Origin of the sequence: Shewanella sp. BJSY2023SW007, from assembly GCF_047314525.1 — a bacterium.
Taxonomy (GTDB): domain Bacteria; phylum Pseudomonadota; class Gammaproteobacteria; order Enterobacterales; family Shewanellaceae; genus Shewanella; species Shewanella chilikensis.
In genome coordinates, this window is sequence record NZ_JBKORL010000057.1 from 11,701 (window position 1) to 26,091 (window position 14,391).

Genomic DNA, 14,391 nt, shown 5'->3' on the forward strand with positions numbered 1-14,391 from the left:
GATAATGAATCGCAAATCGTTAACTAAGCTTGGTGTTACTCAAAAGCGCCGACCAAGCACAAGAGTTGTGCCTTCATTAACTCATCGGTCAGTCTGCTGAGTCGTCTGAGCTCTGGACATTCACGGCGAGCGGTACTTCTCAGATGCTGCAACTGTCCAAGAAATAGCTCCAGACTCTGGCGGCGACTCTGTAGTTCTGCGACAAGTTGAGTCGTCAGGTGATTGTCGTGCTGTAATCTGTGTTGCAGCAGTGTCATGCGCTCCTCGGCCTCCATTTGCCAGAGCGTTTGCTCCAGTGCCATCTGTTTGCTGAGGTTTTTGAGTTGATGCTGCAACGTACGTTTTTGTGCTTGCAACTGCTCGGTGACTTCTTTGGCACGCTGCAGCTTAAAATAGGAGTTGAGGCAGTCAAGTACCGAAATGGCGGCATCGACCCACACCAATACAGGGTTAACCCCTTTGGCGCCGCGCATCAGTTGGTAACCTATTCGGCCAGCCTGGTAGAGCCTCGCCTGCCGGGCACTGCCAATTTCCAGGGTTTTACTGGCAAACAGTGAAACAGTTTTCATTGGTTTGGCTCCAACGAGGTTTCAAATTGTGCCTTGAGTGCCGCCATCAGCTGCGGCTTGTCGAGTCGCAGTGGGCGCAGGCTCTGGTTCAGAGTAATGTGACGACTAATGCCGGTATCAAGGGACTCCTCTTTCGCGCCGATGACCTGCAACAGTTCGCTTATGGGCTTTTCAGCGCTCTTGGGCCAACTAGCGTTGCCTTCGACTCGCTCGCTGGTGTTAATAATGGCGCCGCTCAACTGGCACAAGTGGAGTCGACTGGGTGGGGGAGTTGCCAGTGTTGAATCGAGCAGGGGCGGCACAGTGTAATTAGCCTGATATTCGAGTGTCGGGGCTTTTAATAGCAGTGTGCCGCGTTTTTCCGAAGTTAATGATGTTTCGCTATCAAGCTCGACCCAGGCATAACTAAGCTCTGTTTCATCGCCGATAATCTCAAGCTGTGGCTGCCAGGCAGTACGCTGCTCCTGCAGCATCCTGTGATACTTGGTCGGACAAAGCTGTTGCATCAGCTCGGTTAGCTCCCCTTGATTTTCCAGGCTGGAGGCCAATCGGCGGTTCAGTCTTTGCTGTTGCAGCACCTGCTGAATATTCCAGTCTGTTTCGTACTCTCTCAAGGTCATCCAGGGTTCGGAGGGGTTATTTTTCAATAATAGTTGTTCATCGTGGCACCAAACGGGATTGAGTTGCGGATCCATCACATCAAGCCACAGCACAAATTTCAGCTCGGTCAGCTCACAAGCCAGTGCCATTTGACTCCCTTGTGGGGTCAATTGGCGCAGATCATCTTCCAGCCAGCCGAGTGCACATAAACGTTCGAGCAATGGCGTCAGTTGTGAGCTTGTCAGTGCGGTAACTTGCTGGATCTGTTCCTGGGTTACACCGTATAAGGTAAAAGATTGCAGTAAAAAACGTGAGACCTTACCCAGGATCTCCAACTGCTGATGACGAAAGCTCAACCGATAACGACGCATGGGCAGAAGAATATTCAAAGGGGCTGGAAGGCTATTTGTATGGGCCACTGTTGGATCTTACTTATCTGTTTGAGCTGGAGGTTTATGTCATGAGAGACGGCGCAAACCTTAACACGAAAGTTGAAATAAAAAACCAGATATTGAGTGTTTTTTTGAAAAAAATATTAATATATGCAACAGCTTGCATAAAATTGATTCAATATGATTTCAAAGCTTGTCAGCGAGTGTGTTATTGCGCCTACTATGGATCTGCGCCGATAGCAGTTGCCAGTGAGGTGCTAAATAATCATTGAACATTCGTTCTGCCAAGTGCTGCTTCATTCTTTGCCAAAGATTGGGAGAATTGTTGAGTTGCAGTAAGATTTGCTCCTTGAGCCACTGTTCATCGAAGCCCGCCCACTCACCACAGACGTCGAATAAATTGGGGCCACAAACGGGCGCAACTTCCCGATAGAGAATATGCTCCAGTTCTTTTAGAGAATAAGGGGAAAGAGCACATACCCGGATAATGCCGGGGTAGTGCAGAGTGACATCGGTATCAAGAAACAAGTCTGACAGTGCGCTCCATACCGCTTGGCGGATGGGGAATTTTACTGTTTCTTCCAGCATTATATGGGAGGGGGATTCAGCCATAGGATCCTTCCTTTAAGGCTGTTATTTGTGCAGAGAGGGTAACCAAAGACATCAGAGACATCAAGTTATCAAACTCTCATTGCTAATTTAGCCAAGCAGATCCAATAAAAAGGCCACAGATGTGGCCTTGGGTGATTTATGGATGTGAGTTTATTTGACTCTCATGCCTGGCTGAGCACCTTCATGGGGCTCAAGGATCCACAGCTCCTTGCCACCCGGGCCCGCGGCCAGCACCATGCCTTCAGACAGACCAAAGCGCATCTTGCGAGGAGCCAGGTTGGCTACCATTACTGTCAGTTTGCCTTCGAGATCTTCCGGGGCATAAGCCGACTTGATACCGGCAAATACCTGACGGGTTTCGCCGCCGAGATCCAGCTGTAATTTCAGTAGCTTGTTGGCTTCAGGCACATGCTCGGCCTTCTTGATAAGTGCAATCCGCAGATCCAGCTTGGCAAAGTCGTCAAACTCTATGGTTGGGCTGATAGGGTCATCCGCCAATGGGCTGCAGGCCTTGGGCGTATCCTCGGTTGCCTTGAGGCTTTCCTTGGAGGCTTCCACCATGGCGCTCACCTTATCGAGCTCGATGCGTTGCATCATGGGCTTGAACGGGTTGATTTCGTGACCGGCCATATCCAGTGCCAAGCCACTCCAAGTGAGTTCCAGCTTGAGGAAGGCTTCAACATCGGTGGCCAAGCGTGGCAGAACCGGCTTGAGATAAGTCACCAGAATACGGAATAAATTCAGCGCCACTGAGCATACCTGATGGGCGCGGGCCAGGGTTTCTTCGTTTTTCACCAACTGCCAAGGAGCTTCATCGGCAACGTAAGCGTTGGCGACATCGGCCAGCGCCATGATTTCACGCATCGCCTTGCCGTATTCGCGGCCTTCATACAGCTCGGCGATCAGTTCCTGTTTGGCCAGGAAGGACTCGGCCAGGCTATTGTCTTCCACTTTGGCCAGCTTGGCGTCAAAACGCTTGACGATAAAGCCGGCGGTGCGGCTCGCCAGGTTAACCAGTTTACCGACCAGGTCCGAGTTGACTCTGGCGGCAAAGTCCTCCAGGTTCAAGTCCAGATCGTCAATGCGGCTGGAGAGCTTGGCTGCGTAGTAGTAGCGCAGATACTCAGGATCCAGATGATCCAGGTAAGTGCGGGCCTTGATAAAGGTGCCCTTGGACTTGGACATTTTGGCGCCGTTGACCGTGACATAGCCGTGGGCATAGACACTGCTAGGTTGACGGTAGCCGGCACCTTTGAGCATGGCCGGCCAAAATAGACTGTGGAAATAGACAATGTCTTTGCCGATGAAGTGATACACCTCGGCCTTTGAGTCGGCATGCCAGAACTCGTCAAAGTTCAGCTCCGGGCGCTTGTCGCAGAGGTTCTTGAATGAGCCCATGTAGCCCACAGGCGCATCGAGCCAAACGTAGAAGTATTTGCCCGGCGCATCGGGGATCTCAAAACCAAAGTAGGGCGCATCACGGGTGATATCCCACTGCTGCAGACCTTGCTCGAACCATTCATCCAGCTTGTTGGCCATTTCACTCTGCAGTGAACCTGAATGGGTCCACTCCTTGAGCATGGTTTCAAAGGCGGGCAGATCGAAGAAGAAGTGCTCTGTCTCTTTCATGACCGGTGTGGCACCGGATACCGCCGAGCGCGGATTGATCAGCTCGGTTGGGCTGTAGGTGGCGCCACAGGCGTCACAGTTGTCGCCGTATTGGTCTTCAGACTTACACTTGGGGCAGGTGCCCTTGACGAATCTGTCCGGCAGGAACATGGACTTTTCCGGATCGAACAGTTGGGAAATAGTCTTGCTCTTGATATAGCCGTTGTCGCGCAGTTTGAGGTAGATCTCGCTGGCCAGCTGACGGTTCTCTTCGCTGTGAGTGCTGTGATAGTTGTCAAAGGCAATATTGAACTCGGCAAAATCCTGCTGATGCTCTTGATTGACCTTGGCGATCATCTCTTCGGGTTGGATCCCCATCTGCTGAGCCTTGAGCATGATAGGTGTACCGTGGGCATCATCGGCACAGATATAATGACACTCATGGCCACGGAGTTTTTGGAAGCGGGACCAGATATCTGTTTGAATGTACTCGAGCATGTGGCCCAAGTGAATGGGACCGTTGGCATATGGAAGCGCGCTGGTAACAAGGATTTTACGTTGTGTAGTTGCCATCTTTTCTCTGTTAAATCTAGGCCCTGAAAGAATGGCATAGATACTAACCGATTAATCCGGCTTTTTCATCAAAACCTGACATGAGTGGGTTAATTCTACTCTAATATTCGCGTCATTATCTGGTACACTTGACGAAATTTATCAAAAGGGGATTGCGTTTTGTCTTCTGCTTCTCAGGACTATCGTCTCAGTGACGATCTGCTCGGTCCGGTTCTTGCCATTCTCAATGCGTTTCAGGATCCATACCTGGCCCAGGGTTTAGTCGATGCCGGTTGTATTCGTAAATTGGATTTGGATGGTAAAAGGCTACTGCTGACCATCTTGTATCCATATCCTTGTCAGACTCAATATCGCGATACTGTGATTGCGCTGACCAATGAATTGTCCAAGCTCGATGCCATCGACGAGGTGGAATGTGAGATTGGCTTTGAGCCTTTCAGCTACTCGGCCCTAGGCAATATTGCCCCTATTCCCAATGTGAAGCAGGTGATCGCCGTTGCTTCCGGTAAGGGCGGTGTGGGCAAGTCTACTACTGCGGTTAACCTGGCCTTGGCCCTGGCGGCTGAAGGTGCCAGGGTGGGAATTTTGGATGCCGATATCTATGGCCCCTCCATTCCATTGATGCTGGGGATCCCGACATTCAGACCTGTGTCCCCGGATGGTGTACATATGACAGCCGCCACGGCTCACGGTATCAGCGCCCAGAGCATAGGTTTCATGCTGACCGACGATCAGGCTGCGGTATGGCGTGGCCCTATGGCCGCCGGCGCTTTGGCGCAACTGCTTAACGAAACCCAGTGGCCTGAGCTGGATTACCTGATGATTGACATGCCTCCGGGCACGGGGGATATCCAACTGACCCTGTCACAAAAAGTGCCGGTCAGCGGCGCCGTGATAGTCACTACGCCTCAGGATATAGCGCTGGCCGATGCCAAGAAAGGCATCACTATGTTCCAGAAGGTGAACATCCCAGTCGTCGGTATTGTGGAAAATATGAGTTTCCATCTCTGTCCTGCCTGTGGCCATAAAGAGCATCCTTTCGGTACTCACGGTGGCAGCAAGATAGCCGAGCGTTATCAAGTACCTTTACTGGGTGCCTTACCTCTGCATATCAATATCCGTGAGGATATGGATAACGGTGAGCCGACTGTGGTGGCTGCGCCTGAGGGTGAAGTCGCCGCCATTTACCGGGATATCGCCCGCCGTGTGGGTGCCCAACTGGCAAAACAAAAGAATCACAGCAGTATTTCAATCGCAATAGCAGATGATGAGTAAGGTTTTCGCAGCATGAATTCGCCACAGTGTGTCGTTATCGGTATAGCAGGGGCTTCGGCGTCAGGTAAAAGTTTGATCGCCAAGACCATATTTGAAGAGTTATGCCGAGACTTAGGGACAGATCAGATTGGGGTTATCAATGAAGATGCCTACTATCGGGATCAGAGCCATATGTCCATGGACGAGAGGGTCAAGACCAACTATGACCATCCCAAGGCGTTGGATCATGAACTGCTCAGCACTCACCTGGTAGCGCTTAAACAGGGGCAGGCGGTGGATATTCCCTGCTATAGCTATGCCGAGCATACCCGCACCAGCGATACCTTGAAGATGACCCCTAAAAAGGTCATCATTCTCGAAGGTATTCTGCTGCTGACTGACCCTAAACTGCGTGAACTGATGGATGCCAGCGTGTTTATGGATACACCACTGGATATCTGTTTACTGCGGCGCCTGACCCGTGATGTGGCCGAGCGTGGCCGCACCATGGAGTCTGTTATCAGCCAGTACCAGAAAACGGTAAGACCCATGTTTCTGCAGTTTATTGAACCCTCAAAGCAGTATGCCGACATCATAGTGCCAAGGGGCGGCAAGAACCGGATTGCCACCGATATTCTCAAGGCCAGAATCCAGCATTTGCTGGCTAAATAACCACAAGTATCCAGGGAGCTAGAAGGCGAGATGCGATTAACTGATATCGAAATTGAACAATGTCTGGACGAGGGCAGCATAGTTATAGACCCCCGTCCCGGCATAGAGGCCATCAGTGGCGTGAGTGTTGATGTGCGTCTGGGTCACCAGTTTCGGGTGTTCAAGGATCATACTGCGCCTTATATAGATCTCAGCGGCCCCAAGGCCGAAGTGCAGGCTGCGCTGGATAGAGTGATGAGCGAGCAGATAGATATTGCCGATGGCGAAGCCTTCTTTCTGCATCCGGGCGAGCTGGCGCTGGCAGTGACCTATGAGAGTGTTCACCTGCCTTCCGACATAGTCGGCTGGCTTGATGGCCGCTCTTCTCTGGCGCGTCTGGGCTTGATGGTGCACGTGACGGCGCACCGTATCGACCCGGGTTGGCAGGGGCGAATCGTGCTCGAGTTTTACAACAGCGGTAAACTACCGCTGGCATTGCGTCCCATGATGACCATAGGGGCACTGAACTTTGAGCGCTTGTCTCGTCCTGTGGCCAGACCCTACAACACCCGCAAGAACGCCAAGTATCGCGATCAGCAAGATGCGGTCGCCAGTCGGATCAGCCAGGACTGAGCCCTGGATTGCGCATGAGTGGTGTCTGGGTTCAGGGAAAAGAGCAGGATAGCGTCTGCGTTCGCGATCGGGGCTTTACCTATGGTGATGGCCTGTTTGCAACCATGGCGGTGGATGGTAAGGGGCAAATAGCCTTTCTGGGTGAACATCTTGCCCGCTTGACTCAAGGGGCGCTGCGCTTGGGTTTTGTCTGGCAGGCATCGGATGCCTTGCACTCAAGCCTCAAGCGCATTGCCGTCGCCAATCCCCACAGCTGCCTTAAGTTGCAGCTCACCCGGGGAGAGGGCGGCCGTGGTTATACGCCGCCGGCAGACGCTTTGGTCACCGAAGTCATCAGCCTGGCGCCATTGCCGGCGCATTATCCTGATTGGCAGCAAAAAGGGATTGCCCTCAAGACCTCACCCATCAGGCTTGGCAAACAGCCAAGGCTTGCCGGCATTAAACACCTCAATCGCCTGGAACAGGTGCTTATCAAGGCGCAGCCATTGCCTGAAGGCTTTGATGATTGGCTGGTACTGGATTGCGACGATTTACTGCTCGAATCCTCGATGGCCAATCTGTTCCTGCTACTACCTAATGAACAAGGTAAACTGACGGCGTATTCACCGGCCATGAATTACTCTGGTGTCTCCGGAGTGATGCGACAGCAGTTGATTGTGGCCTTGCTCGACCAGGGCATTGACGTGCAGCTGTGCCCTCTTAACACAGAGATGCTGCAACGGGCGCATCACCTCTTTATCAGTAACAGCCTGTTGGGTTTGGTCGATGTTATTGCTGTGGATCAGCAAAACTTTGAACTCTGGCCCGGCAGCACACCTCTTCGCAAGGCGCTTGCTATCCAATTATGAAAAAATGCTTAGTTGCGGCCCTGGCCTTTGTGTTTACCCTGATGACTCTGGCGCTGGGCGTTGGTTTTTGGGGTTACAACGAACTCAACCGCTTTGCGGCCACAGAGCTGAAGCTGGATGAACCCAGAGAGCTGCTGCTGAAACGTGGCACCTCCTTTTACCAGTTGGGGCAAGAGCTGCAAAATCAGCAGTTGTTGGAGTTTGACTGGCACTGGAAGCTCTGGGGTAAGCTTTACCCGCAGATGACTGCTATTCGCAGCGGTCTTTACCAGATTGAACCCGGCGACACTCCGGTTTCTTTGCTGGAGCGGTTGGTGGCCGGTGACGAGAAGACTTTTACCCTGACGCTGGTAGAGGGCAAGACTATTCGCGAGTGGCAAGCGTATCTGCAGACCTTGGCGCATCTCAAGGTCAGCGACAAGCCGTTTATCGATGTGCTCGAAGCTCAAGGGGATAACAGCGGCTTGCCGGAAGGCAAGTTTTTCCCGGATACCTATCAGTATCGTGCCGGCACTGAGCTCAATACTCTGTTGACCCAAAGCTTTATCAAGATGCAGCAACAACTGGAGAGCATCTGGCAGCAGCGGGATCAAAGCATTCCGCTCAAGAGTCCCTATGAACTCTTGATCCTGGCCTCCATCATAGAAAAGGAAACCGGCCTGGCAGAGGAGCGCGGTAAGATAGCGGCGGTATTTGTCAATCGCTTGAAAAAACGCATGCGCTTGCAGACAGATCCCACTGTCATTTACGGCATGGGGGAGCGTTTTGATGGCAATATCACCCGTAAAGATCTGCGCGAAGAAACGCCATTCAACACCTACCGTATTTTTGGACTGCCGCCGACACCTATTGCCGCGCCCGGGCGGGAAGCCCTGCTGGCGGCCGCACACCCGGAAGCCGTGGAGTACCTCTACTTCGTTTCCCGCAATGACGGCAGTCATGTATTTTCCCGTACACTGGCCGAACATAACCGCGCCGTGAACCAGTATCAGAGAAAGAGATAATGCCACAAAAAGCCACTGCAAAATTTATCGTTATCGAGGGCCTGGAAGGCGCCGGTAAGTCCAGCGCCATCGCATTGGTGCGAGACTTTATCGAAAAACATACCGGCAAGGCACCTGTCTGTACCCGAGAGCCGGGTGGCACCCCGTTGGCGGAGAAGATCCGCGACTTGGTGAAGGTGGCCGATGCAAGCGACCCTCTGTGTGACGAATCTGAATGCCTGCTGCTGTATGCCGCCAGGGCGCAGCTGGTGGCCCGAGTGATCAAGCCGGCGCTTGCCGAGGGCAGTTGGGTGCTCGGCGACAGACACAACCTGTCGTCCCTGGCTTATCAGGGTGGTGGTCGGGGGTTGATGCCATTGGTCAGCGCGGTCAGCGCCGCCACCCTTGGGGACTTTAAACCAGACTTGACCCTGTATCTCGACATAGAGCCAAGCCTTGGGCTAACCCGCGCCGCCAACCGTGGTGAGCTGGATCGAATCGAGCAGCAGGAACTGGCCTTCTTTGAACGCACTCGTGCCACCTATCTGAGCCTGGCACAACAGGACGACAGCATAGCGGTTATCGACGCCAGTCAGAGCATGGCCGAAGTGCATAAAGATATTCTGGCTGTGTTGCAAACCAAAGATTGGTAAGCAAGCGGCATAAGGAGTGATGAAGATGGACATGCCCTGGTTGAGTGACGCTAAAGCCCGTTTTATGCAGCAACTGCACTCGGCTCAGATGCCTCATGCGTTGCTGCTGGGGCTTTCCCAGGGCTATGGCGGCATGAAGCTAGCCGAAGAGATAGCCGCGGCGGCCCTGTGCAGCGAACCCACAGCTCGGGGAGAGTGCGGTCATTGCAAGAGCTGCCAGCTGGTGCTCGCCGGTAACCATCCCGATTTTCATCTTCTTGAAGCCGATGGTAAACAGATAAAAGTGGATCAGGTGCGGGCGCTTTGTCAGGAGCTGACCTCCACGGCCCAGCAAGGTGGGCGGCGGGTGGCGCTTATCGCCCAAAGTGAGCGCCTCAATCAAGCTGCGGCCAATGCCCTGCTGAAAACCCTGGAAGAGCCGGGGCAGGGGACGCTGATTATTCTACAGACCGACAGCACCGCCGGGCTGTTGCCGACCATATCCAGTCGTTGTCAGAGAGTGCAGGTAAAACTGCCGGACAAGAGTGCCATTCAGTCCTGGCTGGCGCAGCAGTTACCGCTGCCGGCCGATGTTACCTGGTGTTTGCCCGTCGTCGGCGGACCGCTAAAGTTGGCAGAGGTTTTGCAGTCTGACAGATACCAGACCTTATTGGATTATCGCCGCGATTGGCGCGCCAGTTTGTTAACGGGCCATCTGTGTGCTAGTTTGTTAACAGTAGGTGAGGAACAAATCTCTGATGTACTTAGAGTTTTATACTTGGTGTTGCATAGAGAGCTGTTAACCATCGAAGGGGAGGACCCCTTGCTGCGGGCGCAAATAGCGACCCTGGCTGCCAAGGTGATGGATACCTGCAATCGTCTGAGCCAGATGCCGAGTGTCAACTACTTGGCGCTTTGCCAGAATTATGTCTTAGAATATAAGAGACTGAAAACTTAAAAAGTATCCTATGGTCGATCTGACAGTGAATTTTGACACCCTGCACCAGTTGTATCGTGCTTACATGCCTTTTATTCAGCCGGCGGGCCTGTTTGTGGCAACTACCGAGGGACATTTCCTCGGTCAGGAGATCCAGATAGGTTATCGTTTGCCGGGCTCGACTCATGTCAATGAGTTTCAGGGGGTCGTGGTGTGGATCAACCCGCTCGGCGCTTCCGGAGGACGCCCGGCCGGTATAGGGGTTAAAATTCTCTCGGATCCCGAGTCCCACAAGCATCATATTGAAAAACTCCTTTCCAGAGAGCTGGCCTCGGGTGATTTGACCTGCACTATGTAGGGCGCTATCCTTGCCGTCCTTTTCAATTGTGGGTGGATTTCCAAGTGTTAGTTGATTCCCATTGCCATCTCGATCGCCTCAAAGCTGCGCCGGATCCCGAAAGCCTCAGTCAGTTGCTCGATGCCGCCAAGGCTCGGGGGGTAGACTATTTTCTTTGTGTCAATGTCCGGCAAAAAGGTTTTGCAGAGATGAAGGCCAAAGTCGCCGGGTTTGAGCAGGTGTTCCTGTCTTCCGGGGTGCATCCTTTGGATGTGAAAGAGGGATTGGATCTCAATGAACTCAAGAGTTATGCCGCCGACCCGAAAGTCGTGGCCATTGGCGAGACAGGGCTGGATTATTTCTATGCCGATGATACCAAGGCCTTGCAGCAACAATGCTTTGAGCAGCAAGTGGCGCTGGCCAGAGAAGTGGCCAAGCCTTTGATTGTTCACACCCGGGATGCCAGAGAAGACACCATAGCCATACTGAAGAACGGCGGCGCCGAACAGTGCGGCGGGGTACTGCACTGCTTTACCGAGAACTGGGAAATGGCCAAGGCGGCTATGGATCTGGGCTTTTATATTTCGGTTTCCGGTATCGTCAGCTTTAAAAATGCCGCTGAGCTAAGAAGTGTTATCCGTAAAATCCCCAAAGACAGGCTGCTGGTCGAAACCGATTCGCCTTATCTGGCACCCGTGCCTCATCGGGGAAAAGAGAATCAGCCGGCCTTTGTTCGTGATGTCGCCGAGTTTGTTGCCGAGCTCAGAGGTGAGTCCTTTGAAGAGTTGGCCCAGTACACCACAGACAACTTTTTTACCCTGTTCAAGGATGCCGCTAAACTGGCAGGCAGAAGCTAGCTCAACGAAACAGAGAGGCTTTTGCTTATAGCTCGAGCCTATCTGTTTTGCGCTGTGAGTCAATGGCCGGTGAGGGCAGGAGTACAAGCAGCCCACATGATGGTTAGATATATTCGCCTTTGTCAGGACACGAGGCCAGTATTCGTATCTCGCCATCTTCCGCTTTCTGCTCCAGGGTGACGTCAAAGCCCCACAATCTATGTAGGTGTTTGAGTACTTCCCGGCAGCTGTCTGCCAGAGGGATGCCGTTACTGGGGATATACCTCAGTGTCAGCGAGCGATCGCCATTGACCATGACATTATGCACCTGAATATTGGGTTCATTATTGGACAGGTTGTATTGCGAAGATAAAATTTGTCTGATATCGCGGTATCCCTGTTCATCATGAATAGCCGATACCGACAGATAGTTTTTGCTTTCATCATCGAGTACGCCAAACAGCTTGAACTTGCGGATCATGGTGGGGGATAGATATTGGCTGATGAAGCTCTCATCCTTGAAGTTTTCCATGGCGAAATGTACAGTTTTCAGCCAATCGCTGCCGGCGATATCCGGGAACCAATATCTATCTTCTTCAGTTGGCTGTTCGCAGATGCGGCGAATGTCGCAAAACATATTGAACCCTAGGGCATAGGGGTTTATGCCGTTGTAATAAGGGCTGTTGTAGGCAGGCTGAGCCACCACATTGGTGTGACTTTGTAAAAACTCCAACATAAATCTGTCGGTGACCAAGCCTTCGTCATAAAGGTGGTTGAGCAGGGTGTAATGCCAGAAGGTGGCCCAGCCCTCGTTCATTACCTGGGTCTGGCGTTGCGGATAAAAATACTGCCCCATCTTGCGTACGATACGCACCAGCTCCCGTTGCCAGGGCTCCAGCAATGGAGCATGCTTCTCGATAAAGTAGAGAATGTTTTCCTGTGGCTCTGACGGAAAACGTTTTTGCTGTTTGGCTTCCTCTTTGGTTTGGTGCGAGGGGATGGTGCGCCAGAGATCGTTGACCTGGGTTTGCAGATAGGCCTCGCGCTCTTTCTGGCGTGCCTGCTCTTCACGAAACGAGATTTCTGTTGGCCGCTTGTAGCGGTCGACGCCATAATTCATCAAGGCGTGGCAGGAGTCCAACAAGTTTTCCACCTCATCTATGCCATATTTACGCTCGCATTCACTGATGTATTGCTTGGCAAAGACCAGGTAATCAATGATGGAACCGGCATCTGTCCAGGTGCGGAACAGGTAGTTGTTTTTGAAGAAACTGTTGTGGCCAAAGCAGGCGTGAGCAATCACCAAGGCCTGCATGGTGAGGGTGTTTTCCTCCATCAGATAGGCGATACAGGGGTTGGAGTTGATGACTATCTCATAGGCTAGCCCCATCTGGCCGCGCTTATAACCCTGCTCGGTCTCAATAAAACGCTTACCGAAGGACCAGTGAGTGTACCCTATAGGCATGCCTATGCTGGCGTAGGCATCCATCATCTGCTCGGCGGTGATCACTTCTATCTGATTGGGATAGGTCCCCAGACGATAATGCTCCGCGACCCGGGCGATTTCCTTTTCATAGGTTTCCAGCAGTTCAAAAGTCCATTCAGGGCCATCGCTCAGCGGCTGGCGTGTTTTCTTTTTGCTCATAATCGCTTCCCCTTAAACCGCCTGCTTCTTGAACAACTCGCGGAAGACGGGATAGATATCCTCTGCCTGGCGAATATGTTGTACCGCCATATTGTCGAATTGTTTTTGCAGGGTTTCATATTCACGCCAGAGCGTCTGGTGCGCCCTGTTGGTGATTTCTATGTAACTGAAATAGCGTACTACGGGTAGCAGTTGTGTTTCGAGGATCTGATAACAGGTGGGCGAGTCATCTGCCCAGTTGTCGCCATCGGATGCCTGGGCGGCATAAATATTCCATTCATTGGCCGGATAGCGTTCCTGTTGAATTTCGTGCATCAGTTTCAGTGCACTGGAGACTATGGTGCCGCCCGTCTCCTGAGAGTAGAAAAACTCATGTTCATCCACTTCTTTGGCCTGGGTATGATGACGGATATAGACGACCTCAAGATTCTTGTAAGTGCGGGTCAGAAACAGGTACAGCAATATATAGAAGCGTTTGGCCATATCTTTGGTGGCTTGATCCATGGAGCCGGAGACATCCATAAGACAGAACATCACCGCTTGACTGGTGGGCACTTCCCGTTTGGCAAAGTTGTTGTAGCGCAGATCGAAGGTATCGATAAAGGGCACCTTGGCGATGCGCTGTTTAAGCTCTTCAATCTCCTCTTTGAGTTGCAAAATCCGCTCGGCACTGGCACCCGGGGTGTTTTCCAGCTCTGCCAGTTCGTTTTCCAGTTCATGCAGTCGCCGTTTCTTGTCTGCAGACATGGCGGTGCGCCGCGCCAGAGATGATCTCAAAGAGCGGACGATATTGATATTGGAGGGCACACCATCATTGGTATAACCGGCTCGGTAAGTTTGATATTCCACCAGTTTGTTCAGGCGGTTTTTCTGCAAGTTGGGCAAATCAAGATCTTCAAACAAGAGCTCGAGGTACTCATCTTTGGAGATTTGAAATACAAAGTCATCCTGACCCTCGCCTGAGTCCGAGGCATCGCCCTTGCCGCTGCCACCACCACCGCCGCCCTGAGGCCTGTCTATTTTGTCGCCGCGGGTAAACTGGTCGTTGCCCGGATGCACTCGCTCACGGACGCCGCCAGGGCCTTGATGGAATACGGGTTCGCTGATGTCTTTGGTGGGGATACTGATTTTTTCTCCCTTGTCGACATCAGTGACGCTACGATGAGTGACAGCATCACTGACCGCTTTTTTAATTTGTTGTTTATAGCGGTTAATAAACCGCTGACGGTTAACCGTGCTCTTTCCTTTGGCATTCAACCGCCTGTCGATAAAGTTCGCCAT

Annotated in this window: 15 protein-coding genes; 9 read left to right on the forward strand and 6 right to left on the reverse strand. The window is 52.3% G+C overall.

Going from position 1 to position 14,391, the window contains the following annotated elements:
* Positions 1 to 35: 35 nt before the first annotated feature.
* The 4 genes from ACMHXE_RS08795 to metG form a co-directional block, all read right to left on the reverse strand.
* Positions 36 to 569 (reverse strand): hypothetical protein, encoded by a 534-nt coding sequence (locus ACMHXE_RS08795; RefSeq protein WP_101055922.1) that lies wholly within the window; start codon positions 567 to 569, stop codon positions 36 to 38.
* A complete protein-coding gene (locus tag ACMHXE_RS08800) occupies positions 566 to 1,588 on the reverse strand; it encodes a hypothetical protein (RefSeq protein ID WP_165565208.1) in 1,023 nt (340 codons plus the stop codon). The genes ACMHXE_RS08795 and ACMHXE_RS08800 overlap by 4 nt, the downstream gene beginning before the upstream one ends.
* Positions 1,589 to 1,747: 159 nt before the next feature.
* Positions 1,748 to 2,173, reverse strand: a complete 426-nt coding sequence (locus ACMHXE_RS08805) for a hypothetical protein (protein WP_165565207.1) — start codon at positions 2,171 to 2,173, stop codon at positions 1,748 to 1,750.
* 150 nt (positions 2,174 to 2,323) lie between these two features.
* A complete protein-coding gene (gene metG, locus ACMHXE_RS08810) occupies positions 2,324 to 4,354 on the reverse strand; it encodes a methionine--tRNA ligase (RefSeq protein WP_224867299.1) in 2,031 nt (676 codons plus the stop codon).
* Between the two features lie 159 nt (positions 4,355 to 4,513).
* Here metG and apbC point away from each other — a divergent pair, with 159 nt between their 5' ends.
* The 9 genes from apbC to ACMHXE_RS08855 are packed head-to-tail and all read left to right on the forward strand — an operon-like array spanning position 4,514 to position 11,486.
* Positions 4,514 to 5,629 (forward strand): iron-sulfur cluster carrier protein ApbC, encoded by a 1,116-nt coding sequence (gene apbC / locus ACMHXE_RS08815; RefSeq protein WP_025011170.1) that lies wholly within the window; start codon positions 4,514 to 4,516, stop codon positions 5,627 to 5,629.
* Between the two features lie 12 nt (positions 5,630 to 5,641).
* Entirely contained in the window at positions 5,642 to 6,280 is a 639-nt protein-coding gene (gene udk, locus ACMHXE_RS08820; protein WP_025011169.1) for a uridine kinase, read from the forward strand.
* A 30-nt stretch (positions 6,281 to 6,310) separates the two neighbouring features.
* Entirely contained in the window at positions 6,311 to 6,892 is a 582-nt protein-coding gene (gene dcd / locus ACMHXE_RS08825; RefSeq protein WP_101055927.1) for a dCTP deaminase, read from the forward strand.
* 14 nt (positions 6,893 to 6,906) lie between these two features.
* Positions 6,907 to 7,740: an aminodeoxychorismate lyase gene (gene pabC / locus ACMHXE_RS08830; RefSeq protein ID WP_413732018.1), complete on the forward strand. Its 834-nt coding sequence runs from the start codon at positions 6,907 to 6,909 to the stop codon at positions 7,738 to 7,740.
* Positions 7,737 to 8,744 carry an endolytic transglycosylase MltG gene (gene mltG, locus ACMHXE_RS08835; RefSeq protein WP_412495681.1) on the forward strand — a complete coding sequence of 336 codons (1,008 nt, stop codon included), beginning with the start codon at positions 7,737 to 7,739 and terminating at the stop codon, positions 8,742 to 8,744. The genes pabC and mltG overlap by 4 nt, the downstream gene beginning before the upstream one ends.
* Entirely contained in the window at positions 8,744 to 9,376 is a 633-nt protein-coding gene (gene tmk, locus ACMHXE_RS08840) for a dTMP kinase (protein WP_025887713.1), read from the forward strand. Before mltG ends, tmk begins: the two co-directional genes overlap by 1 nt.
* A gap of 25 nt (positions 9,377 to 9,401) precedes the next feature.
* Positions 9,402 to 10,313, forward strand: a complete 912-nt coding sequence (gene holB, locus ACMHXE_RS08845; RefSeq protein WP_101055930.1) for a DNA polymerase III subunit delta' — start codon at positions 9,402 to 9,404, stop codon at positions 10,311 to 10,313.
* Positions 10,314 to 10,323: 10 nt separating this feature from the next.
* Positions 10,324 to 10,650, forward strand: coding sequence for a PilZ domain-containing protein (locus ACMHXE_RS08850; protein WP_025011164.1), 327 nt, complete (start codon positions 10,324 to 10,326; stop codon positions 10,648 to 10,650).
* A gap of 44 nt (positions 10,651 to 10,694) precedes the next feature.
* Positions 10,695 to 11,486, forward strand: coding sequence for a TatD family hydrolase (locus tag ACMHXE_RS08855; RefSeq protein WP_165565204.1), 792 nt, complete (start codon positions 10,695 to 10,697; stop codon positions 11,484 to 11,486).
* Between the two features lie 103 nt (positions 11,487 to 11,589).
* Here the strand turns inward: ACMHXE_RS08855 and ACMHXE_RS08860 are convergent, their stop codons facing one another.
* Together ACMHXE_RS08860 and ACMHXE_RS08865 are read right to left on the reverse strand one after the other, a co-directional pair.
* Positions 11,590 to 13,110: a SpoVR family protein gene (locus ACMHXE_RS08860; protein ID WP_224867289.1), complete on the reverse strand. Its 1,521-nt coding sequence runs from the start codon at positions 13,108 to 13,110 to the stop codon at positions 11,590 to 11,592.
* A gap of 12 nt (positions 13,111 to 13,122) precedes the next feature.
* Complete coding sequence (locus ACMHXE_RS08865) at positions 13,123 to 14,391, reverse strand: YeaH/YhbH family protein (protein WP_413732021.1); 1,269 nt, start codon at positions 14,389 to 14,391, stop codon at positions 13,123 to 13,125.

Coding starts and splice junctions, on each gene's coding strand:
- tmk (WP_025887713.1), top strand. CDS start 8,744: ATGCCACAAAAAGCCACTGCAAAATTTATCGTTATCGAGGGCCTGGAA.
- holB (WP_101055930.1), top strand. CDS start 9,402: ATGGACATGCCCTGGTTGAGTGACGCTAAAGCCCGTTTTATGCAGCAA.
- ACMHXE_RS08795 (WP_101055922.1), bottom strand. CDS start 569: ATGAAAACTGTTTCACTGTTTGCCAGTAAAACCCTGGAAATTGGCAGT.
- mltG (WP_412495681.1), top strand. CDS start 7,737: ATGAAAAAATGCTTAGTTGCGGCCCTGGCCTTTGTGTTTACCCTGATG.
- dcd (WP_101055927.1), top strand. CDS start 6,311: ATGCGATTAACTGATATCGAAATTGAACAATGTCTGGACGAGGGCAGC.
- udk (WP_025011169.1), top strand. CDS start 5,642: ATGAATTCGCCACAGTGTGTCGTTATCGGTATAGCAGGGGCTTCGGCG.
- ACMHXE_RS08850 (WP_025011164.1), top strand. CDS start 10,324: ATGGTCGATCTGACAGTGAATTTTGACACCCTGCACCAGTTGTATCGT.
- ACMHXE_RS08805 (WP_165565207.1), bottom strand. CDS start 2,173: ATGGCTGAATCCCCCTCCCATATAATGCTGGAAGAAACAGTAAAATTC.
- ACMHXE_RS08865 (WP_413732021.1), bottom strand. CDS start 14,391: ATGGCGAACTTTATCGACAGGCGGTTGAATGCCAAAGGAAAGAGCACG.
- pabC (WP_413732018.1), top strand. CDS start 6,907: ATGAGTGGTGTCTGGGTTCAGGGAAAAGAGCAGGATAGCGTCTGCGTT.
- ACMHXE_RS08860 (WP_224867289.1), bottom strand. CDS start 13,110: ATGAGCAAAAAGAAAACACGCCAGCCGCTGAGCGATGGCCCTGAATGG.
- metG (WP_224867299.1), bottom strand. CDS start 4,354: ATGGCAACTACACAACGTAAAATCCTTGTTACCAGCGCGCTTCCATAT.